This is a genomic window from Amycolatopsis sp. NPDC059657 (assembly GCF_042734395.1).
Lineage (GTDB): Bacteria > Actinomycetota > Actinomycetes > Mycobacteriales > Pseudonocardiaceae > Amycolatopsis.
This window is the reverse complement of the sequence record NZ_JBHWEB010000052.1, coordinates 34,491-61,060: the sequence shown is the minus strand read 5'-3', so window position 1 is coordinate 61,060 and position 26,570 is coordinate 34,491. Positions and strand designations below refer to the sequence as shown.

General features: G+C 69.0%; 23 protein-coding genes. 9 read left to right on the top strand and 14 right to left on the bottom strand.

Translation table 11 applies throughout. The features are described 5' to 3' along the window. Window positions 1-109: 109 nt before the first annotated feature. Window positions 110-1,096, bottom strand: a complete 987-nt coding sequence (locus ACFV15_RS26495; protein ID WP_378353299.1) for an MCE family protein — start codon at window positions 1,094-1,096, stop codon at window positions 110-112. Between the two features lie 142 nt (window positions 1,097-1,238). On the opposite strand from ACFV15_RS26495, the gene ACFV15_RS26490 reads away from it, so the two are divergent. Next, window positions 1,239-2,498 (top strand): lysyl oxidase family protein, encoded by a 1,260-nt coding sequence (locus ACFV15_RS26490; protein WP_378353298.1) that lies wholly within the window; start codon window positions 1,239-1,241, stop codon window positions 2,496-2,498. Window positions 2,499-2,566: 68 nt separating this feature from the next. Here ACFV15_RS26490 and ACFV15_RS26485 read toward each other — a convergent pair whose 3' ends face one another. After that, the gene (locus ACFV15_RS26485; RefSeq protein ID WP_378353297.1) at window positions 2,567-3,094 is read right to left on the bottom strand and encodes a GNAT family N-acetyltransferase; all 528 of its coding nucleotides are present in this window, start codon (window positions 3,092-3,094) and stop codon (window positions 2,567-2,569) included. 118 nt (window positions 3,095-3,212) lie between these two features. Here ACFV15_RS26485 and ACFV15_RS26480 point away from each other — a divergent pair, with 118 nt between their 5' ends. Genes ACFV15_RS26480 through ACFV15_RS26470 form a run of 3 tightly spaced genes read left to right on the top strand, consistent with a single transcriptional unit; the run spans window position 3,213 to window position 5,496 of the window. Next, window positions 3,213-3,878: a Crp/Fnr family transcriptional regulator gene (locus ACFV15_RS26480; protein WP_378353296.1), complete on the top strand. Its 666-nt coding sequence runs from the start codon at window positions 3,213-3,215 to the stop codon at window positions 3,876-3,878. A gap of 30 nt (window positions 3,879-3,908) precedes the next feature. After that, window positions 3,909-4,241, top strand: a complete 333-nt coding sequence (locus ACFV15_RS26475) for a hypothetical protein (protein WP_378353295.1) — start codon at window positions 3,909-3,911, stop codon at window positions 4,239-4,241. A 34-nt stretch (window positions 4,242-4,275) separates the two neighbouring features. Beyond that, complete coding sequence (locus ACFV15_RS26470) at window positions 4,276-5,496, top strand: glycosyltransferase family 4 protein (protein ID WP_378353294.1); 1,221 nt, start codon at window positions 4,276-4,278, stop codon at window positions 5,494-5,496. Here ACFV15_RS26470 and ACFV15_RS26465 read toward each other — a convergent pair. From ACFV15_RS26465 to ACFV15_RS26455, 3 genes are all read right to left on the bottom strand, one after another. Further along, complete coding sequence (locus ACFV15_RS26465) at window positions 5,471-8,008, bottom strand: ATP-binding protein (RefSeq protein ID WP_378353293.1); 2,538 nt, start codon at window positions 8,006-8,008, stop codon at window positions 5,471-5,473. The two genes, ACFV15_RS26470 and ACFV15_RS26465, sit on opposite strands and share 26 nt — an antisense overlap. 51 nt (window positions 8,009-8,059) lie before the next feature. Beyond that, window positions 8,060-8,449, bottom strand: coding sequence for a hypothetical protein (locus ACFV15_RS26460; RefSeq protein WP_378353292.1), 390 nt, complete (start codon window positions 8,447-8,449; stop codon window positions 8,060-8,062). 61 nt (window positions 8,450-8,510) lie between these two features. After that, entirely contained in the window at window positions 8,511-10,760 is a 2,250-nt protein-coding gene (locus ACFV15_RS26455; RefSeq protein WP_378353291.1) for an alpha-L-fucosidase, read from the bottom strand. 405 nt (window positions 10,761-11,165) lie between these two features. Between ACFV15_RS26455 and ACFV15_RS26450 the strand changes: the two genes are divergently transcribed. After that, window positions 11,166-11,774, top strand: coding sequence for a DUF2238 domain-containing protein (locus ACFV15_RS26450; protein ID WP_378353303.1), 609 nt, complete (start codon window positions 11,166-11,168; stop codon window positions 11,772-11,774). Here the strand turns inward: ACFV15_RS26450 and ACFV15_RS26445 are convergent. The 4 genes from ACFV15_RS26445 to ACFV15_RS26430 all read right to left on the bottom strand — a co-directional run bounded on the left by ACFV15_RS26445 (window position 11,764) and on the right by ACFV15_RS26430 (window position 15,765). Further along, a complete protein-coding gene (locus ACFV15_RS26445) occupies window positions 11,764-12,291 on the bottom strand; it encodes a regulatory protein RecX (protein WP_378353302.1) in 528 nt (175 codons plus the stop codon). The genes ACFV15_RS26450 and ACFV15_RS26445 overlap by 11 nt on opposite strands. 185 nt (window positions 12,292-12,476) lie before the next feature. Further along, window positions 12,477-13,523, bottom strand: a complete 1,047-nt coding sequence (gene recA / locus ACFV15_RS26440; protein ID WP_378353290.1) for a recombinase RecA — start codon at window positions 13,521-13,523, stop codon at window positions 12,477-12,479. 177 nt (window positions 13,524-13,700) lie between these two features. Then, on the bottom strand, window positions 13,701-13,895 hold the full coding sequence (locus tag ACFV15_RS26435; protein ID WP_378353289.1) for a DUF3046 domain-containing protein: 195 nt from the start codon (window positions 13,893-13,895) through the stop codon (window positions 13,701-13,703). A gap of 31 nt (window positions 13,896-13,926) precedes the next feature. Further along, complete coding sequence (locus ACFV15_RS26430) at window positions 13,927-15,765, bottom strand: Hsp70 family protein (RefSeq protein ID WP_378353288.1); 1,839 nt, start codon at window positions 15,763-15,765, stop codon at window positions 13,927-13,929. A gap of 122 nt (window positions 15,766-15,887) precedes the next feature. On the opposite strand from ACFV15_RS26430, the gene ACFV15_RS26425 reads away from it, so the two are divergent. Together ACFV15_RS26425 and def are read left to right on the top strand one after the other, a co-directional pair. Beyond that, complete coding sequence (locus ACFV15_RS26425; protein WP_378353301.1) at window positions 15,888-20,477, top strand: ATP-dependent helicase; 4,590 nt, start codon at window positions 15,888-15,890, stop codon at window positions 20,475-20,477. Window positions 20,478-20,525: 48 nt separating this feature from the next. Then, complete coding sequence (gene def / locus ACFV15_RS26420; RefSeq protein ID WP_378353287.1) at window positions 20,526-21,026, top strand: peptide deformylase; 501 nt, start codon at window positions 20,526-20,528, stop codon at window positions 21,024-21,026. A gap of 9 nt (window positions 21,027-21,035) precedes the next feature. On the opposite strand, the gene ACFV15_RS26415 is transcribed toward def, so the two are convergent. The 4 genes from ACFV15_RS26415 to ACFV15_RS26400 form a co-directional block, all read right to left on the bottom strand. Then, on the bottom strand, window positions 21,036-22,112 hold the full coding sequence (locus ACFV15_RS26415) for a GNAT family N-acetyltransferase (protein ID WP_378353286.1): 1,077 nt from the start codon (window positions 22,110-22,112) through the stop codon (window positions 21,036-21,038). A gap of 79 nt (window positions 22,113-22,191) precedes the next feature. Continuing rightward, window positions 22,192-22,902: a VOC family protein gene (locus ACFV15_RS26410; protein WP_378353285.1), complete on the bottom strand. Its 711-nt coding sequence runs from the start codon at window positions 22,900-22,902 to the stop codon at window positions 22,192-22,194. Window positions 22,903-23,025: 123 nt separating this feature from the next. Further along, a complete protein-coding gene (locus ACFV15_RS26405) occupies window positions 23,026-23,790 on the bottom strand; it encodes a maleylpyruvate isomerase family mycothiol-dependent enzyme (RefSeq protein WP_378353284.1) in 765 nt (254 codons plus the stop codon). Further along, window positions 23,791-24,240, bottom strand: a complete 450-nt coding sequence (locus ACFV15_RS26400) for an SAV_6107 family HEPN domain-containing protein (RefSeq protein WP_378353283.1) — start codon at window positions 24,238-24,240, stop codon at window positions 23,791-23,793. It abuts the gene before it with no gap. A 187-nt stretch (window positions 24,241-24,427) separates the two neighbouring features. On the opposite strand from ACFV15_RS26400, the gene ACFV15_RS26395 reads away from it, so the two are divergent. Continuing rightward, a complete protein-coding gene (locus ACFV15_RS26395; RefSeq protein WP_378353282.1) occupies window positions 24,428-24,949 on the top strand; it encodes a YbaK/EbsC family protein in 522 nt (173 codons plus the stop codon). Next, window positions 24,946-25,533, top strand: coding sequence for a GNAT family N-acetyltransferase (locus ACFV15_RS26390; protein WP_378353281.1), 588 nt, complete (start codon window positions 24,946-24,948; stop codon window positions 25,531-25,533). Before ACFV15_RS26395 ends, ACFV15_RS26390 begins: the two co-directional genes overlap by 4 nt. Here ACFV15_RS26390 and ACFV15_RS26385 read toward each other — a convergent pair whose 3' ends face one another. After that, on the bottom strand, window positions 25,534-26,436 hold the full coding sequence (locus ACFV15_RS26385) for a DMT family transporter (RefSeq protein ID WP_378353280.1): 903 nt from the start codon (window positions 26,434-26,436) through the stop codon (window positions 25,534-25,536). Window positions 26,437-26,570 lie beyond the last annotated feature (134 nt).

Below are 26,570 nucleotides of genomic sequence, written 5' to 3'. Positions count from 1 at the left end.
GGCCCCTCCGTCTCTCCCCGCCCCCCCCAAAACCCCCCGCCGCCCATATTCCTTCTGTTGGTTGTTGTCGCGAACCCCCCCCGCCCCCACCACCCCCCACCCCGATGAGTCACTTCTCGAAGCATCCCGCTTCGTTGAGCGGGCCGATACTCGGCAGGATCAGGCCGCACAGGTAGGCGTCGACCCAGCGGCCGTTGCCGGCGACACCGGTGAGCAAGCGGACCATCGGCGCGAACCTGGCGATCCCGTCGGCCAGTGATTCCTGGTTGCGGCTGAGCATCGAGGTCAGCTGATCCAGCTGCTTGAGCACCGGTTCGAGCTGTTTGTCGTTGTCGTCGACCAGACCGTTCAGCTGGACCGCGAGCGCTTTCGTGGCGTCGAGCAGGTGCGAAATCGCCTGCTTGCGTTTGCTCACCTCGTCGAGCAGCTTGTTGCCGTCCTCCATCAGCTTGACAAGCTGAGCGTCGCGATCGACGAGTGTTTGGCTTACCTGCCTGGTGTTCGCCAGCAGCTGGCCTAGCTGTTTGTCGCGCGACGCGAGCGTGTCCGAAAGCTTCGAAAGGCCGTTGAGTGCGCCGCGCACGTTGTCGGGGGTATTCGCGAAGGTCGCGGCGATGGTGTCGAAACTCTTGGCAAGCTGGGCGGTGTCGATGTCGTTGACCGTCGTGGTGAGGTCGCGGAACGCGTCGAGCATCGCGTACGGCGCGACGGTACGCTCCAGCGGGATCGGGTCGGCGGGGTCCAGCGTGCCGTCGCCTTGCGGGTCCAGGGCCAGGAACTGTTGTCCCAGCACGGTTTTGATCTTGATGTAGGCGATGGTCTTGTCGCCGAGCCAGACGTTCTTGACGCGGAAGGTCACCTTCACCTTGCCGCCGTCGAGTTTCACGTCGGCCACCTTGCCGACCTTGATCCCGGCGACGCGCACGTCGTTGTCGGTGCGCAACCCCGCCGACTCACTGAATTCCGCGCTGTAGGTGGTGCCCGCGCCGACGAGCGGCAGCGCGTCGACGTTCAGCGCGGCGAGCACACCCAGCGCGAGGACCGTGATCCCGACCAAGCCGGTGGCCACCGGCTTGCGCCCCCACGGAGAAATCATCCGTCGACTATCCAGGTACGCGGCCGTGAAGGCGAGCCGCCGCACCCGAACGGAGCACGATCTACCCGTTCGCGGGATTGCCAAGAACGGCCGCTATCACTCCAATCAAAGGTGGGCAAGTAATACAACGGGGGAAAAACTCATGAGAAACGCATATGCGGCCTTGGCCGCGCTCGCTTTGCTGGCACCACTCGCGACGCCCGCGGAAGCCGGGGCACGGGTCGTCGTCACTTCGGATCGCCCGGTGCACTGGACGGGGCAAGTCGGCCGAACCACCCCGGTCCACGCTGTGCCGGAATGCGCGAAAGTCGGCTGCGGCCGGGTGGAACTCGAAGTCCGCCTGCCGCGGTCGCTGCGTAATAAGCCGGGAGGAGTGGAACTGGCGATCCGCACCGTCGGCGCGACCAACGACGACAGCCTCGGCTTGGTCGTTTATCAAGGCAGCCGCCGCGTCGCGATCTCCGAAGCGCAGATCGGCACCTCGCGTTCCGTATGGCTGCCAAAGACGGACGGACGCTACACGGCTTACGCGTTCTACAACCCGTTCGTGCCGGATCTCGCATCGGAAACCGTGCGCTACGAAGGACTTCTCGAAAACGAGAACACCCCGCGCTACCCACAGGTCAAGCAGTTGCTGCCGGACCTGCTCGCGCTGCCTCAGCGTTACGCCACTTTCGAGACCCCGCCGCCGTTCTTCGACGACTCCGCCGCACCCGGAGAGTCATGCTTCAAGAGCGAGATCGACGACCAAGGCGCGAAGCGCTGCCTGCGCTTCGGCCAGGCCATGGCCAACATCGGCGGCGGCCCCGTCGACATCCGCTACCAGACTCCCGCGGGGCAGCGGCCGGCGGAAGTCCCTGGCGCGCAACGGGTCTACCGCTCGGATGGCACGTCGACGGACCTTTCTTCGGTCGGGAACATGCACTACCACGCGATCCATCACCACTACCATTTCGAGGACTGGTCGGTCTCGGAGCTGTGGGCGGCCGGCGCCGACGGTGTGCCCACCGGCACGGCGCCGGTGGCCGTCGGCAAGAAGAACGGCTTCTGCATGGCCGACACCGAGCTGATCTGGTGGGCGAAGAAGGGCAACGGCGTCCAGAGCTACCCCGCGCCCCGCTGCCTCGACCCCGAGCCGAATTCCCCGCCCGGCGTCGACGCGTTCAAGAACGGCATCTCGCGTGGCTGGGCCGACGAGTACTACTGGGGCCTGCCGGACCAGATGATCGAGGTCAGCGGTTTGACCGACGGCACGTACGCGCTGGTCACCCGCATCGACCCGGCCGACAAGGTCCACGAGCTGAGCGACGCCAACAACTGCGTCCGGCTCCCGATCACGCTCACCGGCCTCGCCTCGCACACCCCGAAAGCCGCATTGGGGACCAAGTCCGTGCTCTGCTGACCCTCGCCTGGGGTCGTGAGTGATACGGCCGGTTCTAACCGGCATTACCACTCACGACCCCCACAACGTCAGTCGATCAGTTCGTCGCCGAGCAGGCTCATCATGACCATGTCGTGCCACTTGCCGTCCCGATAGAAGCGCTGGCGCTGCCGTCCCTCTTCGACGAAACCCGCCTTCTCGTACACGCGGCGAGCGCCGGCGTTCTCAGCGACGACCACGAGCCAGACACCGTGCAGCCGCATCTGGTCGAACGCGTACCGGCACGCCACGCGGAGCGCGTCGGTGCCGTAGCCGCCGCCACGGAAGTCAGGTTCGCCGACGTAGATGGACAGCTCGGCCCAGCCGCTCTCCGGCTCCGCGCCGGTCAGCGCGAGCACGCCGAGCGGGCGCTTCTCCTTCAGTGATTCGATGCACAGCACCAGGTTGCCGTAGGTGTTGCGCGGCCGTTCCTCACAGCGCTTGACCACCTGCGCGAGCGACATCGGGTAGTCGTTGACCATCCACTGCGAGACGGACGAGTCGTCGAGCCAGCGCGCGAGCGGCTCGGCGTCGGTCGGTTCGATCGCACGCAGCCGCGTCAGCTTCCCAGTCAGCATGCGTCAACCGTACCGATTTCCACGCCCCCGCATGGAAGACAAGTTCACCCGGTTGGCACTGCACTACAGTTCGATGTGGCATAGTCACATCGCTGTGTAGAGTATTACACTCTCAACTATGTACGCGAACATCCTGTGCATCTTGGACGTGCTGACCGACGATCAGCACACCAAGCTCAAAGCGCTGGGCACGCGCGTGCGCTTCCCCGCCGACCAGACCCTGTTCTTCGAGGGCCAGCCGTCCCACTCGGTCCTGCTGATCGAGGACGGCAGCGTGAAGATCACCAAGGTGGCGCCCGACGGCACCGAGATGATCCTGGCCATCCGCGGTAGCGGCGAGCTGCTGGGCGACGAGGGCGTGCTGATGGACGAGCCGCGGTCGGCCACCGTCACGACCATCACCGAGCTGTCCGCGGTCGACGTCGACGCGGACGAGTTGCGGCGGTTCGTCCGCGAAGAGGACCTCTGGCCGACCATGTACAAGGCGGTCGTGGCACGCGGCCGCCAGTCGGATCAGCGCACGCTGCTGGGCAGGCTCGATGTGAAGTACCGGCTGGCTCGCTGGCTGCTCGACATCGCCGCCGAGGTCGGCGAGCAGACCGACGAAGGCTGGACGATCGAGCTGCTCCTGTCCCAGCAGGACATCGCCAGCCGGATCGGGGCTTCACGGGACGCGGTCGCCATCGAGCTGCGCAAGCTGCGGGAGAAAGGTCTGCTGTCGACGGGCAGGCGGAAGATCGTGCTGCACGACCTCGGCACACTCAACAGGATCGCCGCGGTCTGACCGCTACGACACCGGAAAAGACGGAGACCGATGATCACCAAGACCGAAACGCTGGGACCTTTCCAGCCGCTCTGGACGGCGTGGAACGAAGCCGACAGCGAGGTGAAGGCCAAACCGATCAGGCATTTCAAGGTCGCGACGGACGTCCAGTTCGAAGAATTGGAGACGCACCTGCGCAACAAGAACGACAAGGCGGCGGCGAACGAGGTGATCGACGTGATCAGCATCGCGCTCAACCTGATGCGCAAGCTCGGCTACACACCAGAGGAAGTCGCCGAGATCGCCCGCGGGCGGGCCGAACGCAGAATGCACGAGCAGGCGTTGGGCATTCTCGACAAATACTACAAAAGGTACGGCATCTGAGCAGTGGCGGCGGTTTTCCGGAGGGGTGGCGACGATGGGCGGACAAACTGATCCGGACTCACCAGGTGACCAACGCCTGTCCTTTCTGCTGATCAACGACGAGTGGTCGCCGACCCGCGGCGGCATCTCCACGTTCAACCGGCTGCTGGCGACCGCGCTGGCGAACTCGGGCTGCCGCACGGCATGCCTGGTGGAGCACGCGACGGCGCGCGACCGTGCGGACGCGGCCGAGCGCGGCGTCGAACTCGTGGTCGCCGAGCGCACACCGGCCGGGCCCAACCTCTACGTCCGCGCCGAGCAGGCGCTCCGGACGCTGCCGGATGTCGTGGTCGGGCACGACCGGGTGAGTGGCGCGGTCGCGTGGACCTACGCCAGGCGATACCGCAGGACCAGGCTGGTGCACATCGTGCACACCGCGCCGTCCGAGATCGAGCCGTACAAGAGCGGCGAGAACGCACCGCGCCGGATCGCCGAACGCGAGCGCATGACCAGGGACATCGCGGCCGACGCCGATGTCGTCGCCGCGGTCGGGCCGAGGCTGCGGCGCAACGCCGAAGCCGTGGTGTGCGACGGGTTCGGCGGTGTGCCGGTGCTCCAGCTCGACCCCGGTCTCACCGTGCCCGCCGGGCTCGACGGCCGGATGCGGCAGGCGCTGGCCGAACCGACCGTGCTGGTGCTCGGCCGCACCGGTGACATCGAGCTGAAAGGCCTCGACATCGCCGCCAAGGCGACCGCCGGACTCACTTTGCCGACAGGGCAACCGAAACCGGTCCTCTACGTGCGGGGCGCGCCGGGCTCGGAATGCGCGTCGCTGCACGGCAAGCTCGTCGCCATGTCGGGCGCGGCCCGCGACCGCATCGACGTCCGCGCGTTCACCGACGATCCCGACGAGCTCGGCCAGGACCTCAAGCGCGCGTCGCTGAGCATCATCCCGTCGCGGGTCGAAGGCTTCGGGATGGCCGCGCTCGACGCGATCAGCCTCGGCACCCCGCTGCTGGTGAGCAGCAAGAGCGGCGTCGCGGAAACCTTGCGCCAGCATCTGGGTTCGCTGGCCGCCACCATGATCGTCGAGACGAACGACACCGGCGAGGATGTCGCACGCTGGAAGGCCGCCATGAAACGGATACTGAGCGACCGGGAGAAGGCGTTCCACGACGCGCACGAGATCAGGCGCCGCTTGATCGGCGTGCTCAGCTGGGAGCACACGGTCGACCGGCTGCTGTGCGGCCTCACCCCCCGTTCGCTGGCGAGCTGAGCTTGGCTCGGACGTCCGCCGCGTCCGGATGCCGAAGCTCGGTGAAGATGGCGAAAGCCTGCCGCCACAACGCTTTCGCCCGCGTTTCGTCGCCGCCCGCCGCGTGGACGGCGCCAATACAGTCGAGCGCGTGCGCCTCCCAGTAGCGATCTCCGAGCTCACGGTCCAGCGCCAGCGACCGTTCGAAGCTCACGAGCGCTTCGCTGAGCTTGCCGAGCCGCAGTTCGAGTTCGCCGATGTTCTTGAGCACATTCGCCTCCCCTTCCTTGTCCGGCATCGCGGCGTACAAACTGAGCGCCTTGGCGCTGTGCTCGGCCGCTTCCGTGAACTGCCCGAGCATGGACTCCTGCCTACCCATCGCCGTCAGCGCGGCGGCCTTGTTGCCCCCACCGGTCTTGTGCCTGGCGAGGTCCCATCCCGCCCTGGCGTGATCGAGCGCGAGCTGGTGCTGCCCCTGTGCCTCGAACACCCTGCAGTAGGCCAGATGCACGTGGAGCAGATGCGATTCGTCCTTAAGCGCAAGGGAAAGTTCCAACGCCTCGTCGAGTAGCTCCTTCGCCTCGTCGAACCGGCTGAGCCGTGACAGGCCTTGCGCGAGCTGCCGGAGTGCGGTGGCCTGGCCGTGCTGGTCACCGGCTTTCCGGCTCGCCGCCAACGCCGTCCGGTGCACGGCGACGCGCTCATGCCGTCTGCCGACGCGGCGCAGGAAGATCTGGCAGGCCGAGGCGAGGCGCCACGCGTACTCGGCGAATCCTTGGTCCGCGGCGAAAGTGACCATGGCGAGCAAGGTGTCGTGCTCGGCGGCGAACCAGCTCATCGCCTCCTCGTAACCGGGCCGCACCGGCTGGATCTGCCGATCGGCGTGGTCGGCGGCGTTCAGGTAATGGTCGAGCATGCGTTCCGCGGCGGCGCGGCGATCCGGTTCCGTCGCCGCGAGTTCAGCGGCATAGGCACGCAGAAGATCGTGGAAGCGGAAGCGTCCCGGCACGTGCTCCGCCAGCAGATGCGCGGTGACGAGTTCCTTCAGCAACTGCCTTGCGTCCGAGGCCAGCGCCTCGGCGGCGAGCAGGTCGATGTCGGGGCCCGGATGCACGCCGAGCAGCCGGAACAGCCGTGCCGCCGCCGGGGAAAGCACGTTGTAGGACCAGGAGAAGACCGCGCGGACACTGAGATCGGTCTCGCCGAGGTCCAGCGCGTCGAGCCGGTGACGTTCGTCGTTCAGCTCGTGCACGAGCGCGGCGAGCGGCAGGTTGGCCTGGCTCGCCGCGCGCGCGGCGACGATGCTCAACGCCAGCGGGAGCCGCGCGCACAACTCCATCAGCTCGGCGACGGCGCGCGGTTCCGCGGCGAGGCGGTCGCCGTCGATCCGCTCGGCGAGCAACGCGCGCGCGTCTTCGGCGGGCAGTACGTCGAGCGCGATCCGGTACGCGCCTTCCCTGACCATGAGGCCGCGCAACTGGTTCCGGCTGGTCACCACCACGAGACAGGTCGGCGTGCCGGGCAGCAGCGGCCGGACCTGGTCCGCGGAGCGGGCGTTGTCGAGCACGATCAGCATCCGGCGCTCGGCGAGCAGGCTGCGATAGAGCGCCGCCCTCGGCTCAAGATCGGCGGGGATGCTGCCGGGCGCGACCTCGAGCGCCTGCAGGAAACCGTGCAGTGCCTGGCCGGGGTCCATCGGCTCGTTCGGGTCGAACCCGCGCAGGTTGACGTGCAGCTGCCCGTCCGGGAACCGGTCTTTGACCTGATGGGCCCAGTGCATCGCCAGCGTCGTCTTGCCGATGCCCGCGGTGCCGTCGATCGCGGTGATGATCACCGCGCCCGCCGCCCCGGATATGGTGTCCAGCCTGCCGAGTTCGCTTTCGCGGCCGACGAACTGCCGGATGCCGGCCGGCAGCTGATGCGGCGCGGACTCCTCGGCGATCGGCGCGAGCAGCTCCGGCGAGAGCACCATCCCCGGCACGCTGATCCAGGCCGTGGTGTCGGTTTCCTTGGCCTTCGCGCGGACCTGGTGATAGTCGTCGCGTTCGCGGCTGTGCCAGACGACCTCGTCGTAGAACCACGCGGAGGTGACCACCGCCAGCAGTCCGCCGGAATCTGCCAAAGCCCGTTTCAGCACCGGGAGTTCAAGGAGCCGGAACGTCAGGTTGACCGGCCTGCCGACAACGCCGTGCTCGTCGTAGTGGATCTCCCCTGCGTGCAACGCCATGCGCAGCCGGATCTGCTCCTCGGCGCGATGGGCCCGGTTGTGCTCACGCAGCGAGTCCAGCAACGCGCCAGGCAACGCCTCCACCAGCAGGCTTTTCGGCACGCCCGGCGGGATCAACACGAGCGCGCCATCGCCGCGGTCCTCGTCTTCGCAGACGTTCCAAGGGATCCCCGCGGCCGCGAACGCGCGCGTCAGCACGCGGTAGAGCCCACCGTGCACGGCGACCTGGTGCAGGTTGGTGCGCCGGAGGTCACCGAACCCGGCGACGTCGACGACGAGGATGGTCCGGTGCACGGCGCGGCTCATGGGGATAAGTCGTCGCACAGTCGCGGCCGTCTCGGCAACGGCCGGTCGGCCTCAGTCGCAGATGAGTTTGGGCTCGGTCGCGCCCGGCCTGGCACGGAAGAAGACCTCATGCCCGAGGTCGTCGCGGAAAACGGCGCGGCTCGGCGTCAACAACGTCATCCGGCCCGCCTGCCTGGGATTCCCCCAGCCGGGCGGCGCGCTCTGCGCGGTGCCGATGAGCGGGACCTCGGCTTCGAAGTACACGCCGCCGATCTTGGCTTCGTCGACCCCGCAGTGGGTGAGGAGGTCGAACGGCACCGAATCCGGCGCCGACATGGACATCGCGGGCGGTTCGAACAGCGGGGAGGGCGGCGGTGTGCGGATGGCGTAGACGCCGGCCATCCCGGCGACGGCGGCCACCACGACCCCGACCGGCCACCAGGTCTTTCTCCGTACGGACATGGAATCCCTCCAGCAGGCGCGTTTACCTTTACACGCCTGCCGGAGGGATCAGGTTGACTGATCAGCGATATTCGATTTTGAACACCCACGCGTGCCGGCCTGCCGCGCGCGCCGCTTCCGGCACGTCGACCACCAGTTTGCCGTCCTTCTTGGTCCACTTGAGCTCGCCCGGATAGCCGAGCATGGTCACCCGGTCGCCGTCCTTGACGGGTACCGGCGCGTCGACCGTCAGCTGGGCGCCCGGCCGTTCGAGCGAGGTCACGTAGAACGCCTCGTTCTGCTTGACGGAGAAGCGCAACGGACCCGAGGCCGCCATCCGCGACCAGTAGGTGGTGCCGTACACGGACTCGCCGTTGACCTTGAGCCAGTCACCGGTCTCGCGCAGCCGGGTCTGCATGATCTCCGGGATGCTGCCGTCCGCGCGCGGTCCGATGTCCAGCAGGAAGTTGCCGTTCTTGCTGTTCGTGTCGACCAGTGTGCGCACGACCTCGTCCGCGGTCATGTACATGCTGTCCGGGGTGGCCTGGTTGTACCCATAGGAGCGCGGGTCGAGGCCGCGGCTGGCCTCCCACTTCTTGACCACGGTGTCCGGGTACGTCGCGTACTCCGGCGTGGTGAAGTCGTGGGTGGGGATGCCGCAGCGGTCGTCGACCGTGACGTCCTTGGGGCGCTGGCGGTTCTTCGCGTTGTTGAAGTAGTCGGCCAGCACGCGGCGGCTGTCGTTGGCGCCGCCGATGTCGCACCAGATCACGTCGGGGTCGTACTGGTGGACCAGCTCGCTCATCTGCGGGCCCTGGTAGTCCTTCACGAAGTCACGGCCGGACTGATAGCCGGTGTACGGCTCGGCCGCGCCGGTGTACGGGTTGCGCGGACCGTGTCCCATCCACGGACTGTCCGGGTTGTACCACTCGGGCATCGAGAAGTAGACGCCGTTGCGCAGGCCGGGTGTGTACTTGCGCGAGGCGTCGAACAACTCCTTGACCAGGTCCCGTTTCGGGCCGAGGTCGACGGAGTCGCGGCCGGACACCTTCGAGTCGTAGAGCGCGAAACCCTCGTGGTGCTTGGAAGTCAGCACGTAGTACTTCGCGCCGGCGGCCTGGAACAGCTCGACCCAGCTCTTCGGGTCGAACTTCGCCGCGGTGAAGCCGGAGATGAAGTCGTCGTACTTGAAGTCCTTGCCGTAGGTCTTCTCGTGATAGGCGTGGACGGCGTTGTTCTGGTCCTCCATCCAGCGCCAGTACCACTCGGCGTACTGCTCGCCCGGCGGCGACCAGGCGGGAACCGAGTACAGGCCCCAGTGGATGAAGATGCCGAACTTCGCGTCGTCGAACCAGTACGGCGACTCGTGCGCGCCGAGCGAAGCGTCGGTCGCCTGGTAGTCCGCGACACCGAGGGTGAACCGGACCGCCTGTTCGGCGCGCAGGCGTTTGCCTTCCGCGACGATCTTCCCGGTGACGATCGTGTCGACCGGGGCGCCGGTGCGCGTGATCCCGATGCGCACCCGGACCTGTTCGCCCGGAGCCAGCCTGCGCACCGGAGCCGGCTGGACGGTACGGGCGCCGAACACTTCGGCCCGTACGATCAGCTCGTCCCGCTCGGTGATCCACTCGTCCCCGAGGTTGGTCACGACCGCTTCGACGGCCTGCGCGTTGTCGAGAAGCTTGGGCGTGGACCGGGATCCGCGCAGGGTGAGCGCCTTGCCATGACTCGATCCCTGCATGGTCATGGCGAAGACGTGCAGGCTCGTCTGCCCGGCTTGCGCGGGTTTGGTGACGGGCAAGGTGATCGAGACGGCCTCGCGATTCGCGTCCAGCCAGAGCTGGGCGACGCTGAGCGAAACCGGGTTCTGGTCTGTCTTGCCGTCCGGCGCGTACCGGAACGGCGCGACGATCTGACCGGACGCGCCATACCAGTCGGCGCCGCTCAGCGAAGCCGTGCTCGTGCCGCCGTCGGCGTAGTGCACGGTCACGGCGCCACCGGCCATGCCATAACTTCCGGCAACCAGGAAGTGCGCCGAGTGGTACCGCCCGCGCGGGACGGCCACCTGCTGGCCGAGCGCGACGATGTTGTTCTTGGCACCGGCCGCGGACGACGGGATGGCGAACGGCATCCCGTCCACACTCGCCCGCCCGCTGGGCAGCGCGTCACCGGGGAAGCTGTACCCCGAGCCGTCGAAGTCCCCGCCACGCGCGGCGGCCGTGTCGATGCCATCGTTGTCGAAGTACTGGTCAAGCGGGACCGAGACCGGCTCGGGTGCGGCGGCGTAAGCGGGCGCACTGGTCACCATGGCGCTGAGCAAAGCGGCTGACATGACCAGGACGGTGGTCGTACGACGGGGACGCGATCTCATAGATCCTCCACAACGGAGCCCGTAACATCCGATGTATGACCTGCACGAAAGCAGCGCGAAGACACCGATTCGTACATTGTGGGAATGCTACGGCGGATAGCGGTTAAGTCATCGGATCACTTGATCGTGGCGTCACGACCCGCGACAGGTCAAGCACCAAGAGTCGGCTTGACCGTTTTTGTCATCACTTCCATCACACCGCCGCCAACGACCCGCCAGGGGTGAACGCCACTTCCACAACGCTCAACGTTGCGAAAGTGGCGTTCACACGGACCTGTCAGCCGCTAGTCTGCGGGCGCGAGCGTTGATCACCGCCGCGATCCCGTCGCCGGCCGGGCGGGGTTGCCGAAGGCGCACTTGGCCGCGGTGTCGTGTTTCGTCGTGCTGTGGTGCGCGACTTGGCTCGGCGAGCCTTGGCCCGCCGAGAAGGCGCTGCACGATTCGCTGACCGTGGTCGGCTTGGTCGCGTTGTTCTGGGCGCACCGGCGGTTCCGGCTGCCGCTGTCCTCGTGGATCTTCGTGCTGGTCTTCTTGTCGCTGCACGAGATCGCCGCGCATTGGCTCTACTCGTACGTGCCGTACGACCGATGGACGGCCGATCTGTTCGGCTTCCGCCTGTCGGACGTGTTCGGCTGGCGGCGCAACCACTTCGACCGGCTGGTGCACTTCGCCTACGGGGTGTGCGCGGCGTCGGTGCTCTACCGGTACCTGCTGGACAAAGGCGGCCGGGCGGCCCGCTGGTGCGCCGTGATCGCCGTCGAGGTGGTGCTTTCGACGAGCGCGCTGTACGAGCTGTTCGAGTGGGGCATCGCGTCGCTTTTCGCGCCCGAGGTCGCCGAGGCTTACAACGGGCAGCAGGGCGACCTGTGGGATCCGCACAAGGACATCACCATGGCGGTGCTCGGCGCGGTGGCGGCCGTGGCCATCCACCTGCGCCTGCGCCGGCGTTCGCGGCGTGAAGAGGTCACTCGCTGACGGCGTCGTCGAGCATGGTCGACTCGGCGCCGACCGCCCGGAGTTCCTCTTTCACCACGGTGTACGAAAGCCCTTGCGGGTAACCCTTGCGGCCGAGAACGCCGAGCAGCCGCCGGATGGCCGTCTGCTCGTCGACGTTGCCGAGTGAGCGGATCTTCTTGCGCACGAGTTCCCGCGCGCGCTGCTCCTCGGAGTCCCGATCGACCTCGCTCGCCGCCTGGACGGCGATCTCACTGTCGACGCCCTTGCGCTTGAGCTCGGCGACGATGGCGGTGCGGGACAGTCCTTGCTGGACATGCCGCGCACGCACCCACAACTCCGCGAACTCCGCGTCGTTGACCAGACCGGCCTTGTCGAGCTTGCCCAGCAAGGCCTCACTGGTCTCGTCGTCGAAACCCTTGCGCTTCAAGGCTTTCCGAAGCTCGTCCTTGGTCCGTGGTCGAGCGGCGAGGAGGTCGAAACAGACCTCCTTCGCCTTCTTCCACCGCTCCTCGGGCGACAGCTCCGAAGGATCCAGCTTTGGCATAAAACTCCTCGCGCACTAACTAAGCGCCCAAGCCAAGTCCGACCACCGCCGGGGGTCCAGGGGGGCTTGCCCCCTGGCGGGGGTCTGGGGGTTCGACCCCCAGAAGACGCTGAGGAGGAGATCCTGGCGAGCGCACTCCGCGAGCGCGGCTCACCCAATCTCCGACGGCTTTGGCATTAGAAGTCGACAGGTGCCGGGGCGACCTCGGCTTCCGCGTCGAGCTTGGCGCCGATGCCGAGCTTCTCCTTGATGCGCTTCTCGATCTCGTTGGCGATGTCCGGGTTCTCCAGCAGGAACTTGCGGGCGTTCTCCTTGCCCTGGCCCAGCTGGTCGCCCTCGTAGGTGTACCAGGCGCCCGACTTGCGGACGATGCCCTGATCCACGCCCATGTCGATGAGCGAGCCCTCGCGGGAGATGCCCTTGCCGTAGAGGATGTCGAACTCGGCCTGCTTGAAGGGCGGGGCCACCTTGTTCTTCACGACCTTGACGCGGGTGCGGTTGCCGACGGGCTCGCCGCCGTCCTTCAGCGTCTCGATCCGGCGGACGTCGAGCCGGACGGAGGCGTAGAACTTCAGCGCCTTACCACCGGTCGTCGTCTCCGGGGAGCCGAACATGACGCCGATCTTCTCGCGCAGCTGGTTGATGAAGATCGCGGTGGTGCCGGAGTTGCTCATCGCGCCGGTCATCTTCCGCAGCGCCTGGCTCATCAGGCGGGCCTGGAGGCCGACGTGGCTGTCACCCATCTCGCCCTCGATCTCGGCACGGGGCACGAGCGCGGCGACGGAGTCGATGACCAGGATGTCGAGCGCGCCGGAGCGGATCAGCATGTCGGCGATCTCCAGCGCCTGCTCACCGGTGTCCGGCTGGGAGACGAGCAGCGCGTCGGTGTCGACGCCCAGATTCTTCGCGTACTCCGGGTCGAGCGCGTGCTCCGCGTCGATGAAGGCCGCGATGCCGCCCGCACGCTGCGCGTTGGCCACCGCGTGCAGCGCGACGGTGGTCTTACCGGAGGATTCCGGGCCGTAGATCTCGATCACCCGGCCGCGCGGGAGCCCGCCGATGCCGAGCGCGACGTCCAGCGCGACGGAGCCGGTCGGGATGACCGCGATCGGCGCGCGGCCCTCTTCACCGAGGCGCATCACCGAGCCCTTGCCGTACTGCTTGTCGATCTGCGCGAGCGCGAGCTCGAGCGCCTTGCCCTTGTCGGGTGCTGCTGGTGCCATGGGGTCCACCTCGTTGGTTGTCAGTTGTGGCGTGTCGGGTCCGACGCTACGGGCGGGGTCCGACAATTCCAGGCCTCGGCAGAGATCTGTGGATCGTTGGTCCCGATGTGCACAACATGCTAGACGAACACGTGTTCGAGGGCGAAAGTGACACGCCCTACTGCTAGGATTTTTCGCTCATCGCCGCTTGACAGGCACGTCGAAGGCGTCACAGACCGCCTGCCAGATCTCCTTGGGCGCCGTGCCGACGGCCAGTGCCTGCTCGACCGTACGCCCGCCCAGCGCGCTGAAAACATGGTCCCTGCACAGGGTTTCCGCCCTGGCTGAGCCGAACTCGTCGGCCATCATCCGCCGGAAAACCGTGATACGCATCCCGGACAGCGTAACCAACACGCACCGGCGGTCAGGACCCCGGCTGGACGCTCTCTTCGAAGTAGGTGGCCAGTGTCCCGGCGGTCGCGGGCGTCTGGCCCGACGAATTCACCTGGTACAGGAAGCCGGTCAGCGGCCGGTCCTTCACCGTGAAGACCAGCACCGCGACGTTCGCACCCGCCGCGGACGAGTAGTTGCCTTCCAGCCCGTTGCCCTTCCAGTCCGCGGTGACGATGTCCCCGCCCGCGGACTTCAGCAGCTCATCGGTGTAGGTCTTGAGCGTGCCAGCCGAGTCGCTCTGCAGGTACGTGACCTGCGTGCCGGCGCGCCCCGGCGCGGCGCAGGTGGACGAGGCGCCGAACTTCTCCGCCGACGCGGTCGGCCCGTTGCCCATCCCCGCCTTGCAGTCACCCGTGTCGGCGACCTTGCCCGCGAGCTGGCGCAGGCAGCCGGTGAAGCCCTTGTCGTCGGCCTGACCCGGCGTCTTGCACTCGTCGGCCGAATAAGTGGTGGTCGAAGTGGTGAAGTAGTACGTGGCGCCACCGCCGAGCAGCACCACCAGCGCGATCGCGAGCGGGATCAGCCACTTCTTCTTGCTCTTGGCCTCCGGCTCCTTCGGAGCGGGTGAGTAGGCCGGGAAGTTCGACGGCGCCTGCTGCTGCTGAGGCCCGGTGGCCGGGAACGCGGACTGCGGGTAGGCGCCGGTCTGGTAGCCGGGGACGTTCGCGACCTGCTGCGGCGGCGCCGTGTAGGAACCGGCCGCGACCTGGCCTTCGACGTTCTGCGTGCGCACGCCGATGCCGTCCTGCGCGACATGGTGCGCGCCCAGCGCGACGGCGGTCTCCGGCTGGTCGAGGCTGCCGGGCACGACGCCCAGCTTCTCCGCGATCAGGCTGCCCACCAGCGGAAGCCTGCTCGAACCACCGACGAGATAGATGCCTGCCAGACGATCGGGGGAAAGCCCGGCGGACCGGACAGTGCGCGAGAGCAGCTCGACACTGCGCAGCATCGACGGCCGGACCAGCGCCTCCAGCTCGGCGCGCGTGACCAGCACGTCGCTGAACGGCTCCGGCATCGGGACCTCGGTCTGCGGGTGCCGCGAGAGCGCCTCCTTGGCCGCCTTCACGTCCTCCTGCAGCGCACGCCGGGTGCGCCGGTCCTGGGTCGACTCCGGGCGCAGCAAGTGCTGCCAGCGCTGGGGATCCTTGTGCGAGACCTCGCGGCCGACGTGCACCATCAGCGCCTGGTCGACGTCGAGGCCGCCGAGGTCGGGCAGGCCGTCTTCGGCGAGGACGGTGAACCCGTTCTGCGTCGCGCCGACGACGGCGACGTCGAAGGTGCCCGCGCCGAGGTCGTACACCGCGAGCGCCTGGCCTGGCGCCAGCGCCTTGCCGGGGAAGGACGCGAAGTGCGCGGCGGCCGCGACCGGCTCCGGCACCAGCGTGATGTTGTTGCCCATGCCAGCCAGCCGGGCCGCGGACAGCAGGACGTTGCGGCGGACCGGACCCCACTGCGCGGGGTGGGTGAGCCTGACCTCGTCGGGTGACTCGCCGCCGAGCTGGCGCCTGGTCTCGTCGAGCACGCGGCGCAGGATGGCCGCGAGTGCCTCGTTGACCGGCACGATGTCGGTGCCGAGCAGCAGTGTCTGCTCGTCGATGCGGCGCTTGGGGTTGGGCTCAAACCGTGTCGGGTCCAGGCGGGCGCGGCGCTCGGCGTCGCGGCCGATCATCAGCGTGCCGTCCTCGGTGGCGAACACCGCTGACGGCATGTTGGCCGACCCGTCGACCTCGACGACCCTGGGCGGCCGCCCGTGCGCCGAAAGCACGGCGACGGTGTTGGACGTCCCGAGATCCACCGACAGGATCCGCACGGTTCCCCCTAGCTATCTTCGCCCGAACGGACGAGTGTGCACACGTTTGCGGAGCATGCTGCCACGACTCTGACCTCGCTGTGAGCAGGACCCGGCAGAAAGTGTCGGTGGGTGGGTTCATGATGGTCAGCGTGGCAACACCTGACGTGCTCGACCTCTTCTCTCCCGCGACCAGCGCCTGGTTCACGGGAGCCTTCGCCGCGCCCACGGCGGCGCAGGAAGGAGCCTGGCGTGCGGCGCACGCGGGCGAGCACGCGCTGGTCGTGGCGCCGACCGGCTCCGGTAAGACACTGTCCGCGTTCCTCTGGGCGCTGGACAGGCTGGCGGTCGAGCCGCTGCCCGCCGAACCGCAGAAACGCTGCCGCGTCCTTTATGTCTCTCCGCTCAAAGCGCTCGCGGTCGACGTCCAGCGCAACCTGAGGGCTCCGCTCGCCGGGATCTCGCAGGCTTCGCGGCGCCTCGGCCTGGCACCGCCGGACATCGAGGTCGGCATGCGCACCGGCGACACCACGGCGGCCGAGCGGCGGTCGTTCGGCAAGACCCCGCCGGACGTGCTGGTCACCACGCCGGAGTCGCTGTTCCTCATCTTGACCTCGTCGGCGCGGGAGTCGCTGCGTGGCGTGGAGACGGTGATCATCGACGAGGTGCACGCGGTCGCGGGCGGCAAGCGCGGCGCGCATCTCGCGGTTTCACTCGAAAGGCTGGACGCGCTGCTCCCGAAGCCCGCCCAGCGGATCGGGTTGTCCGCGACGGTCCGCCCGATCGACGAGGTGAGCGCCTTCCTCGCCGGTGGCCGCCCGGTGAAGGTCGTCCAGCCCAAGCTCGCGAAGACGATCGAGGTCCGCGTCGAGGTCCCGGTCGACGACATGAGCCAGCTGGACGCGCCCAAGCCCGCGGCTCCCAGCGACGAACCGTTCTCGTTCGAAGAAGAGGTGCTGCCCGCGCCGAAGCCGTCGATCTGGCCCGCGGTCGAGGAGCGGGTGCTCGAGCTGATCAAGGAGCACCGGTCGACGATCGTGTTCGCCAACTCCCGACGGCTCACCGAGCGGCTGACGGCGCGGCTGAACGAACTCGTCGCCGAGCATGCCGAGCTGGAGCGATTCCCTGCCGAGGCGATCGGCCAGTCGGGGCTGTCCACCGGCGCCGAGGCCACCATCGCCAAGGCACACCACGGATCGATGTCGCGCGAGCAGCGCACCCGCGTCGAAGAGGACCTGAAGTCGGGCAGGCTGCCCTGTGTGGTGGCCACCTCGTCGCTCGAGCTCGGTATCGACATGGGCGCGGTCGACCTGGTGATCCAGATCGAGGCGCCGCCGACGGTCGCGTCCGGGCTCCAGCGGGTCGGCCGCGCCGGGCACCAGGTCGGCGCGGTGTCGAGCGGGGTCATGTTCCCGAAGTTCCGCGGCGACCTCGTCTCCTGCGCCGTGGTCGCCGAGCGGATGGCCTCGGGCTCGATCGAGGCCGTGCGCTACCCGCGCAACCCGCTGGACGTGCTGGCCCAGCACATCGTGGCCATGGTCGCGCTGGAACCGTGGACGGTCGAGGACCTCGCGCGGCTGGTCCGGCGCGCGGCGCCGTTCGCGGCGCTGCCGGACGACGCGCTGCTGGCGGTGCTCGACATGCTGGCCGGGCGGTACCCGAGCGAGGAGTTCGGCGAGCTCCGCGCGCGGATCACCTGGGACAGGGTCACCGGTGAGCTGCGCGGCAGGCCTGGCGCGCAGCGGCTCGCGGTGACCTCGGGCGGGACGATCCCCGACCGCGGCCTGTTCACCGTGATGACGCCCGGCGCCGACGACAAGCCGGGTTCGCGGGTCGGTGAGCTCGACGAGGAGATGGTCTACGAGTCGCGCGTCGGCGACACGATCCTGCTCGGCACCTCGTCGTGGCGGGTCACGGACATCACGCACGACAGGGTGATCGTCGTGCCGGCGCCGGGCGAACCGGCGCGGATGCCGTTCTGGAAGGGCGACGCACAGGGCAGGCCTTTGGAACTTGGCCGTGCGCTGGGTTCCTTCGTCCGCGAACTGTCCACTTCGGACTCGGCGAAGGCGAGGACACGCGCCGAGACGGCCGGGCTCGACGAGCGCGCCTGCGACAACCTGCTCGCCTATCTCGAGGAGCAGAAATCCGCGACACGGCACGTGCCGAACGACAGGATCGTGCTGCTGGAGCGCTACCGCGACGAGCTGGGCGACTGGCGGATCATCCTGCATTCCCCGTTCGGCGCTCAGGTCAACGCGCCGTGGGCGCTCGCGATCGCGGCACGCCTGCGGGAGAACCGCGGGGTGGACGCGCAGGTCGCCCACTCTGACGACGGGATCGTCCTGCGCCTGCCCGACGCGCTCGACTCCGAAGGCGGCGAGGTCACCGTCAGCGTCGAGGACGTGCTGATCGACCCGGAGGAGGTCGAGCAGATCATCGTCGCCGAGGTCGGCGGCTCGGCGTTGTTCGCCGCGCGGTTCCGGGAGTGCGCGGCGCGGTCGTTGCTGCTGCCCCGGCGTGATCCCCGGCGCCGGACTCCCCTGTGGCAGCAGCGGCAGCGGGCGTCGCAGCTGCTTTCGGTCGCGGCGAAGTACGAGCGGTTCCCGGTCGTGCTCGAGGCGATGCGCGAGGTTCTGCAGGACGTGTACGACGTCGGCGGGCTGAAGGAACTGATGGGCGATGTCCGCGCCCGCCGAGTGAAGGTCGTCGAAGTCGAGACGCCGTCGCCGTCGCCGTTCGCGCGCAGCCTGCTCTTCGGCTACGTCGGCATGTTCCTGTACGAGACGGACGCACCGCTCGCCGAGCGCCGGGCGGCGGCGTTGTCTCTGGACTCGACACTGCTGGCCGAACTGCTCGGCACCGAGGCGATCCGCGAGCTGCTGGACGCCGATGTCGTGGTCGAGATCGAACGGTCGCTGCAGCGGCTGGACGAGGACAGGCAGGCGCGCAACGTCGAGGATGCCGCGGATTTGCTGCGGTTCCTGGGAGATCTGACCGTCGACGAGGCCGCGGCACGCGGCATCCGGCCCGAATGGCTCGACGAGCTGGAAGCGGCTCGCCGGGCGATCAGGGTGCGCATCGCCGGTGAGGAAAGGTTCCTCGCGATCGAGGACGCGGGCAGGGTGCGGGACGCGCTCGGCGCGGCGCTCCCGGTCGGGGTGCCGGAGGCGTTCACCGAACCGGTCGCCGATCCGGTGGGCGACCTGCTCTCCCGCTACGCCCGCGGCCGGGGGCCGTTCCCCGCCGCACGGGCCGCCGCGCGGTTCGGGCTGGGTGCGGCCGTGGTCCACGGCGTGCTCGACAGGCTGACCGGCGAAGGCAGGCTGGTTCGCGGGGAGCTGAGTCCGCTCGGAGCCGGTGCCGAGGTCGAGTATTGCGACGCGGCCGTGTTGCGCAGGCTTCGCCGGGCGTCGCTGGCCAAGCTGCGTGCCGAGGTAGAGCCGGTCGAACCGGCTGCGCTCGGCCGGTTCTTGCCCGCGTGGCACGGGATCGGCGCGCGCGTGCGGTCGGCGCCGACCGCGGACGACGTGCTCTCGGTGATCGAGCAGCTGGCCGGGGCGCCGCTTCCGGCGAGCGCGGTGGAGTCGCTCATCCTGCCGAGCAGGCTCCCCGGCTACTCCCCCGCCTTGCTGGACGAGCTGACCACGGCAGGCGAGGTCACCTGGGCGGGCTGCGGTTCGCTCGCGGGCGGCGACGGCTGGGTCGCGCTCGCACCGACCGATGTGGCCGACCTGCTGTTGCCCGAAATCGAGGAAACCGCGCCCAGCGGCCCATTGCACGAGGCCATCGTGTCCACTTTGGAGGGTGGAGCGCAGTTCTTCCGCCAGCTCGTCGAACGGGCGACGCTACTGGTCGACACCGCGCCGAACGACGCCGACGTGGTGGCCGCGCTGTGGGATCTGGTGTGGGCGGGTGTGGTCAGCGGCGACACGCTGGGTCCGTTGCGCGCGCAAGTGTCCGGCAAGGGCGCCACGCACAAACCGCGGCGCGCGGCGCCGCGCGGCCGGTACGCGCGGATGCGGGCCGGACGTCCGCAAATGCCGTCGCGGTCGGGCCCGCCGACCGTCGCCGGTCGCTGGGCGCTGACCCCGCACCGGGAAACGGAGCCGACGCGGCGTGCCCACGCGCGCACCGAGGCGTTCCTCGAGCGGCACGGCGTGCTGACCAGGGGCGCGCTCGAAACCGAGCGCGTCACCGGTGGTTTTTCCGGGATCTACAAGGTGCTGCGCGGTATGGAAGACAGCGGCCAGGTCGTGCGCGGTTACGTGGTGGAAGGACTGGGCGCCGCCCAGTTCGCCGCTAAGGGCGCCGTCGACAGGCTGCGCGCGTTGTCCGATACGGGGACGCCTCGCGAAAACAAGACCAGCGCGGTCGTGCTCGCGGCGGCGGATCCGGCCCAGCCGTACGGCGCGGCGCTGCCGTGGCCCGCGGCGACCGGCGACACCAAGCACCGCCCGGCACGCAAGGCAGGCGCGCTGGCGGTGCTCGTCGACGGGATACCGGCGCTCTATGTCGAACGGGGTGGCCGGTCGCTGCTGAGCTTCACCGAAGACTCCGACACCCTGCGCGCGGGCGCGCGGGCGCTCTCGACCGCCGTCCGCGAAGGCTGGCTCGGTCAGCTCGCGGTCCAGAAGGCCGACGGCGAGCACGCGCTGACCTCGGTGCTGTCGGAAATACTCGTGGAGGCCGGTTTCCGGGCGACGCCGAAGGGGCTTCGCTTGCGGGCGTGACGTCCTCCCTAGGATCCTGGTCTGCGTCTAGGAGAGGACACGATAGAGATGGCCGTGCGCGAGCTGCGCTACTTCGGGGACCCGGTGCTCAAGACCGTCTGCGATCCGGTGACGAAGTTCGACAAGAACCTCGAAGCTCTGGTCAAGGACCTGATGGACTCGGTCAAGCTCCCCGGCAGGGCGGGCCTCGCGGCGAACCAGATCGGTGTCGGCCTGCGTGCCTTCAGCTATGACGTCGAGGGCCTCACCGGCTACGTGATCAACCCCGAGGTCGTCGAGGTCTCCGAAGAGACCCACGAGATCACCGAAGGCTGCCTCTCGGTCCCCGAGCTCTGGTTCCCGGTCGTCCGCCCGAAACGAGTCGTCGTCCGCGGCGTCGACGTCCACAACAACCCGATCGAGGTCGAAGGCTTCGACGTGCTCGCCCAGTGCCTCCAGCACGAGACCGACCACCTCGACGGCAAGCTCTATCTCGACCGCCTCACGCCCGAGCGCAAGAAGAAGGCACTCGGCGAGGCCCGCGGCAAAGACTGGTTCTGGAAGCGCTGAGCTTCCGGGCTAGCGGGTGAGGTCGATCCGGAGGACACCGCCGGGTTCGCCGGGCGGGGTCGGGCCGAGGCCCGCGCGGACGGCCGTGCGGTAGATGGCGTCCTGGCTCGGGAGGCAGATCGCCGTCAGCTCGCGGTGGCCGCGGGCTTGGGCGAGGACGGCCAGCCTGGCGAGCAGCGCGGTGCCGACTCCGTTGCGCTGCCAGGAATCCTCGATCAGCAAGGAGACCTCGGCGCTCTCGCCGTTGCCTGCCGGGATCAGCTGACCCAGGCCGATGATCTCCCTGCCGCACACCGCGAGCAGGCTCACGCCGCGCGGTGGTACGAGCAGCCGGTGGAGCCAGCGGCGCGGGACCGTGCTCGTTCCCGTGTGATAGCGGTGGAACAACGTCGCCGTCGAGCACCGGTCGTGCAGGGCGAGCACCGCGTCGGCGTCGCGAGGCCGACCGGGTCTGAGAACGAGTTCGGCTCCGTCGCGGCAGGTGACCACGATCGGGCCGGACACGTTGGCACGCACCGAGCACAGCAAGCCGAGCAACGCGGTCGCTCTGGCGAGCTCGAGCTGGACGAACGGCGCCCAGCGGCGGCGGGCGACGAGTGCGTGCTCACCGTCCACCTCGAAGACCGCGCGGTGGCCGCCTTCGGTCCTGCTCTCGTTGGCCTCCGCGACCGGGACCAGTGTCACCAGGTCCGCGGCGAGGACCTCGCGCAGGATGTCCGCCGTCTTGGCGGGCTCGTCGACAGCACGGGCGGCGGCGCCGAGCGTGGCTGTCGCGCTGTCGACGAGCTCGCGGACGTCGGCGTCGACGATGCCGGTGCATTCGCAACCCTCCGCGCGGATGGCTTCGACCAGGTGTTTCCTGGTCAACCCCGTCGCCGGTCGGACGACGATCTCGTCGAGCACCCCGCCGGGGACGGGGAGCACCGACAGGCCGAGGATGTTGCACTCCAGGTCGGCCAGCCGGATGGCGATCCTGGCGAGCGTTCCCGGCCGGTCGTCCATGCGGATCCTGAGCCGCCAGGTGAGCGAGGCGGTCGCTTCGACCACCGCGGTCTGCGTCGTCTGGGCACGGGGCGTCTGCTGCATTCATCCACCGTCCCTCCCGGTTGTTGCCGAGCAGGGACGCCGATGTTTCGCCCATGTCAGGGTGTCCGGGCCTCGGCAATCAGAATGTAACGCCCCGCGGGTACCCGTGCGGGTGGAACTCGTTGCCCTCGGGATCGGCCATCAGGTGATCTCCGGTCTCGAGTGGCATCGCGCCTGCCGCACGCAGCCGCCCGGTGCCGGTGTCCCGGTTCTCACCGAGTCCGAGTTCGAGTTCGAGACGCAGTCGGTTCTTGCCGTTCTTGATGTCCTTGGTGCGCAAGCATTCCAGCCAGGGACCGCGTTCGCTGGGGGCGTGCAGGCCGACGATCGCCGGATCCCTGTTCTTGATCGGCCAGCCGGTGGCGCCCGACCAGAACGTGGCGAGCACATCCGGCTCGTGTGCGTCGATGACGAGTGCGGCGAGCGCGCCCGCCTCCAGGTACACGTCGCGGGGTTCGAGCACGCAGAACTCGTTGTTCTCCGGGTCCGCGAGCACCACCCATGGGACGTCGCCCTGACCGAGGTCGAGGTGCCGCGCGCCCAGCGACAGCGCTTTGTCCACAATGGATTTCTGATGGCCGGGAGTGTGGCTCGCGAGGTCCAGGTGGAGGCGGTTCTTGCCCTGTTTCGGCTGGTGCGCCTGATCGAACACCAGGCCGAACTCACAGCCGTCCGAAGCGGGCGGGCGGACTTCGGCTTCGCCGGCCGGCTGCCAGCCCAGCAAGCCGGCCCAGAACCGCGCGACCGCGCCGGGGTCCTCCGCGTCGATTACCAGATTACGGATCGCCATTCAGGACAGCCTGCCATGCCCTCGACCGGATTGCCGGGCAAAACAAAGACCGGCCGGCGCTAACGCCGGCCGGTCTCTCCTGGCTCGTACGCGATACCGGTTGTGCTTCCCCGCAAACCGAAATCAGCGTGTCGCGAGCCTCAGCAACGCCCACAGCTGGCCGGAGATGTCCAGATCGCCGCCGTAGGTGACCGCGGTGGGGCTCGCTCTGCCCCACAGCCACAGATACACCTGCGCGGCGCCGCCGGACACCAGCGCGGCCGACCGGTCGGCCTCCTCCGGCGAGCAGCGCCATGCCGTGGTCTCGTCGGGTCCCGCTCTGGCGATCCAGCTGTGCCCGCCGGAGCGGATACCGGCCTGACCGGCCTTGGTGCCGGTCAGGCCGAGCAACGGCAGCTTCTGCCCGAACCACACCGTGAGGATCTCGTCGATACCGTCGACCGCGACGTCCTTCGGTATCTCGGTGATCGCCACACCCGCCGCGTTCTGGACGTCGAAGCGGTGGATGATCGTCTCGTGCGCCATCCGGCGGCGCCAGAACCCGTACGTGCGGTCGGCTGGCCACCAGGTGGACGCCGGCTCGGCCGGGTCGTGCGCGCCCAGGTGGTCGAGCAGCTCGCGCCTGCTCTCCTCGAAGTACTCCTCGACCGCCTGGCCCGGCTCCGGATCCCGCTGCCATTCCGACGGCCGCCTGCCGTCGAGCAGCCAGGCGAGCACGAAGCGATAGACGCTGCCGACGTGCCGCAGCGTCGCCCCGATCGTCCAGCCGGGGGCCGTGGGCACCGGTGCCTCCGCCGACGCGTCATGCGCCGTGTCGGCCAGCACCTCGCCCTCGGCCGCCAGCACGTCCAGCAGACGGCCGGGGTCGATCATCGCCTGCCCGGTCACCTATCCACTTCCCTTCATCGCCTGCCAGGCGACGGCCACGAACCGGCGGCTCTGCCGGAGCAGGTCGTCGGCGACCTCGATGGTCATTCCCCTGGTGATCCCGGCCTGCGCCGATGCCCTGGCCGCCGAGTTAGAGGCGAAATAGATCGCCCATTCCTTGAGTTCGGGCGCCGCCGTTTCGAGCAGCACCCAGGTGCTGGCGGGCTTCGCCCTGCCACGATGCGGCCTGCCGCGCGCGGCGAGCACGGCCGCGGCGGCGCGCAACGCCGCCAGATACGACGCGATGAACCGCTCCGCGGGGTCGTGTTCCCGCTCGGCATCCCCCAGGCCGCGCCTGGCCTGCGCGAACAGGGCCAGCGCCGCGGGCGGGGCCGGTGGCCCCTTCGCCTGGGCGGGAATCGGTAACTCGGGCTGCACGATCTCAGCGCGGGACGCGACCGTTACTGCCATGGCCCCTCCACACCGTGTCCGGTGGCAACCGGGACCAAGACGCTTCCCCCGTCCCAGCCCCGGCCACCGCACCGGCACACCTACACCGGACGTCGAACGTTTGTTCGATCAATTCCACTGTAACCCCACTCGGCGTGATATCTCAACCCTGATGCCCGGCGCGGCCGGTTCGTGATCTCATACGGTCATGAGCACGCCCGACTACCCCGCCGTGGCCAAGGTCGCCGCCGCGCTCGCCGAGGCTGGCCAGCACGCTTCGGCCGAGGGGATCCGGATACTGCCCGCCGAGGTGCGCACCGCCGCGCAGGCCGCCGAGGCGCTCGGCATCGAGCCCGCCGCGATCGCGAACAGCCTGATCTTCCGCGCCGAGTTCGACGGCAGGGCGACGGCGCTGCTCGCACTCACCTCGGGCGGGCACCGCGCGAACACGGACACGCTGGCGGCGCTCATCGGCGCCACCAAGGTCGGCAAAGCGGACGCGGACTTCGTCAAGGAGCACACCGGCCAGGCGATCGGCGGGGTCGCGCCGGTCGGGCACCCCGCGCCGCTGCTGACGCTGGTCGACACGGCGTTGCGGGACCATCCGGTGGTCTGGGCCGCGGCCGGTCATCCGAAGTCGGTTTACCCCACGACCTTCGACGGGCTGCTCGACCTGACCGGGGGCCGTGCTGCGGACGTCGCGGCGCCCGTGCAGGATATTCACCCGTGACCGCGATGTCCCCCAGCTGCACCCGGTACGTCCAGCTCTCCGCTGACGAGTTCAGGGCCAGGCTCTACGAAGCGCTGGCGCTGTACGTGAACGCGATGCGCTACCCGGACGGCACCGCCGAGCAGCGTGCGCCCATGTGGCTCACGCACGCGCTGCGCGAGGGCTGGCGCTGCATCGCCGCGCTCGACGCCGACGGCACCATGCTCGGTGTCACCTACGGCTACCGCGGCAGGCCAGGCCAGTGGTGGCACGAGCAGGTCCGCCGTGGCCTGACCCGCGCGGGCGGCGACCAGGCCGCGCAAAGCTGGCTCAGCGACTACTTCGAGCTCACCGAGATCCACGTGCGCCCGGAGAGCCAGGGCAACCAGATCGGCGAGGGCCTGCTACGGCGGCTGCTCGACGGGGTGCCGAGCTCGAACGTGCTGCTGTCCACTCCGGAGGGCCCGAACCGCGCGTGGAAGCTGTACCGGCGCCTCGGCTTCGTCGACGTGCTGCGCGACTACCACTTCGCGGGTGACCCCCGGCCGTTCGCGATACTCGGCCGGGGGATCCCGCTCGACGAGCCGGTGAAGCAGGCGCAGTAGTTAACGGCCTTCCGGCCGCCAGTAACTCAACGCCAGCGCACCGACCAGCAACGCCGCCCCGCTCCAGCCGACCGGGCCGAGCCGGTCACCGAGCAGCACCGCGGACAGCACCGCCGCCGTCACCGGTTCGAGCAACGCCGACAACGCCGCGAGCACGGGATGCGCGGTGGTGAGCCCACGCAGATACGCCGCGTACGCCAGCGCGGTCGGCACCGCGCCGAGGTACAACGCGAGCGCGATGACCTTCGGCTCGGCAGACAGGCCCATCCCGAAGGCGAGCGCGGCCGGTGTGAGCAGCAGGCCACCGATGAGACAGCCGAAAGCCGTGGTACGCAAGGGATCCAGGCCCTCGACCTGACGGCCGGTCACCAGCGTGAGCGTCGCGAACCCAGCTCCGGCCAGCAGCGCGAAGAACAAGCCGCCGAACAGCCGCGAGGCGCCGACGTCGACCGGCGACCAGCGCAACAGGACGAGCCCGGCCAGCGCGACCGCGATCGACAGCACCGTCCAGCGGCTCGGGCGCCTGCGGTCACTGACCGCCGACGCGACCGCGACGAACACGGGCACGCTGCCGATGGTCGTCATGGTCGCGATGCTGACCGAGCTGAGCGAGACGGCGATGAAGTAGCTCGACTGGAACAACCCGAGCAGCGCACCCGCCGTGATGAGCCTGACGATGACGGCTTTGGTGCGGGGTAAGGCTTTCAGCCCACCCGTGAGCCACAGGAACCCGACGGCGAAACAGCCGCCGAGCAGCAGCCGGTACGCGGCGACGGCCAGCGGGTGCAACCCGGTTTCGGCGGAAAGGACGGACCCGGCCAGGCCGCCGGTGCCCCAGAGCACCCCGGCGAGAACGAGCGCGACCGCGGACCGGTCACGCGTGCGAATGAGAACAGCGGACATGAGGAAACGCTCCAGCGTCGTTGGGAAAGGACACGACGACGCGAGGCGCGAAAGTCACCGAAGAGCCGTGCGGCATTCACGCCGGACGGCTGACACGCACCTCGCTCAGGAGGCGGGAGGTGGTGTGACGAGGA

Bases quoted from the DNA above. Each gene is read 5' to 3' on its own strand.
- ACFV15_RS26495 (WP_378353299.1), bottom strand. From the start codon at position 1,096: ATGATTTCTCCGTGGGGGCGCAAGCCGGTGGCCACCGGCTTGGTCGGG.
- ACFV15_RS26475 (WP_378353295.1), top strand. From the start codon at position 3,909: ATGATCACCAAGACCGAAACGCTGGGACCTTTCCAGCCGCTCTGGACG.
- ACFV15_RS26415 (WP_378353286.1), bottom strand. From the start codon at position 22,112: ATGCAGCAGACGCCCCGTGCCCAGACGACGCAGACCGCGGTGGTCGAA.
- ACFV15_RS26455 (WP_378353291.1), bottom strand. From the start codon at position 10,760: ATGTCAGCCGCTTTGCTCAGCGCCATGGTGACCAGTGCGCCCGCTTAC.
- ACFV15_RS26410 (WP_378353285.1), bottom strand. From the start codon at position 22,902: ATGGCGATCCGTAATCTGGTAATCGACGCGGAGGACCCCGGCGCGGTC.
- ACFV15_RS26385 (WP_378353280.1), bottom strand. From the start codon at position 26,436: ATGTCCGCTGTTCTCATTCGCACGCGTGACCGGTCCGCGGTCGCGCTC.
- ACFV15_RS26435 (WP_378353289.1), bottom strand. From the start codon at position 13,895: ATGCGTATCACGGTTTTCCGGCGGATGATGGCCGACGAGTTCGGCTCA.
- ACFV15_RS26400 (WP_378353283.1), bottom strand. From the start codon at position 24,240: ATGGCAGTAACGGTCGCGTCCCGCGCTGAGATCGTGCAGCCCGAGTTA.
- recA (WP_378353290.1), bottom strand. From the start codon at position 13,523: ATGGCACCAGCAGCACCCGACAAGGGCAAGGCGCTCGAGCTCGCGCTC.
- ACFV15_RS26480 (WP_378353296.1), top strand. From the start codon at position 3,213: ATGTACGCGAACATCCTGTGCATCTTGGACGTGCTGACCGACGATCAG.
- ACFV15_RS26460 (WP_378353292.1), bottom strand. From the start codon at position 8,449: ATGTCCGTACGGAGAAAGACCTGGTGGCCGGTCGGGGTCGTGGTGGCC.
- ACFV15_RS26395 (WP_378353282.1), top strand. From the start codon at position 24,428: ATGAGCACGCCCGACTACCCCGCCGTGGCCAAGGTCGCCGCCGCGCTC.
- def (WP_378353287.1), top strand. From the start codon at position 20,526: ATGGCCGTGCGCGAGCTGCGCTACTTCGGGGACCCGGTGCTCAAGACC.
- ACFV15_RS26490 (WP_378353298.1), top strand. From the start codon at position 1,239: ATGAGAAACGCATATGCGGCCTTGGCCGCGCTCGCTTTGCTGGCACCA.
- ACFV15_RS26465 (WP_378353293.1), bottom strand. From the start codon at position 8,008: ATGAGCCGCGCCGTGCACCGGACCATCCTCGTCGTCGACGTCGCCGGG.
- ACFV15_RS26470 (WP_378353294.1), top strand. From the start codon at position 4,276: ATGGGCGGACAAACTGATCCGGACTCACCAGGTGACCAACGCCTGTCC.
- ACFV15_RS26425 (WP_378353301.1), top strand. From the start codon at position 15,888: ATGGTCAGCGTGGCAACACCTGACGTGCTCGACCTCTTCTCTCCCGCG.
- ACFV15_RS26485 (WP_378353297.1), bottom strand. From the start codon at position 3,094: ATGCTGACTGGGAAGCTGACGCGGCTGCGTGCGATCGAACCGACCGAC.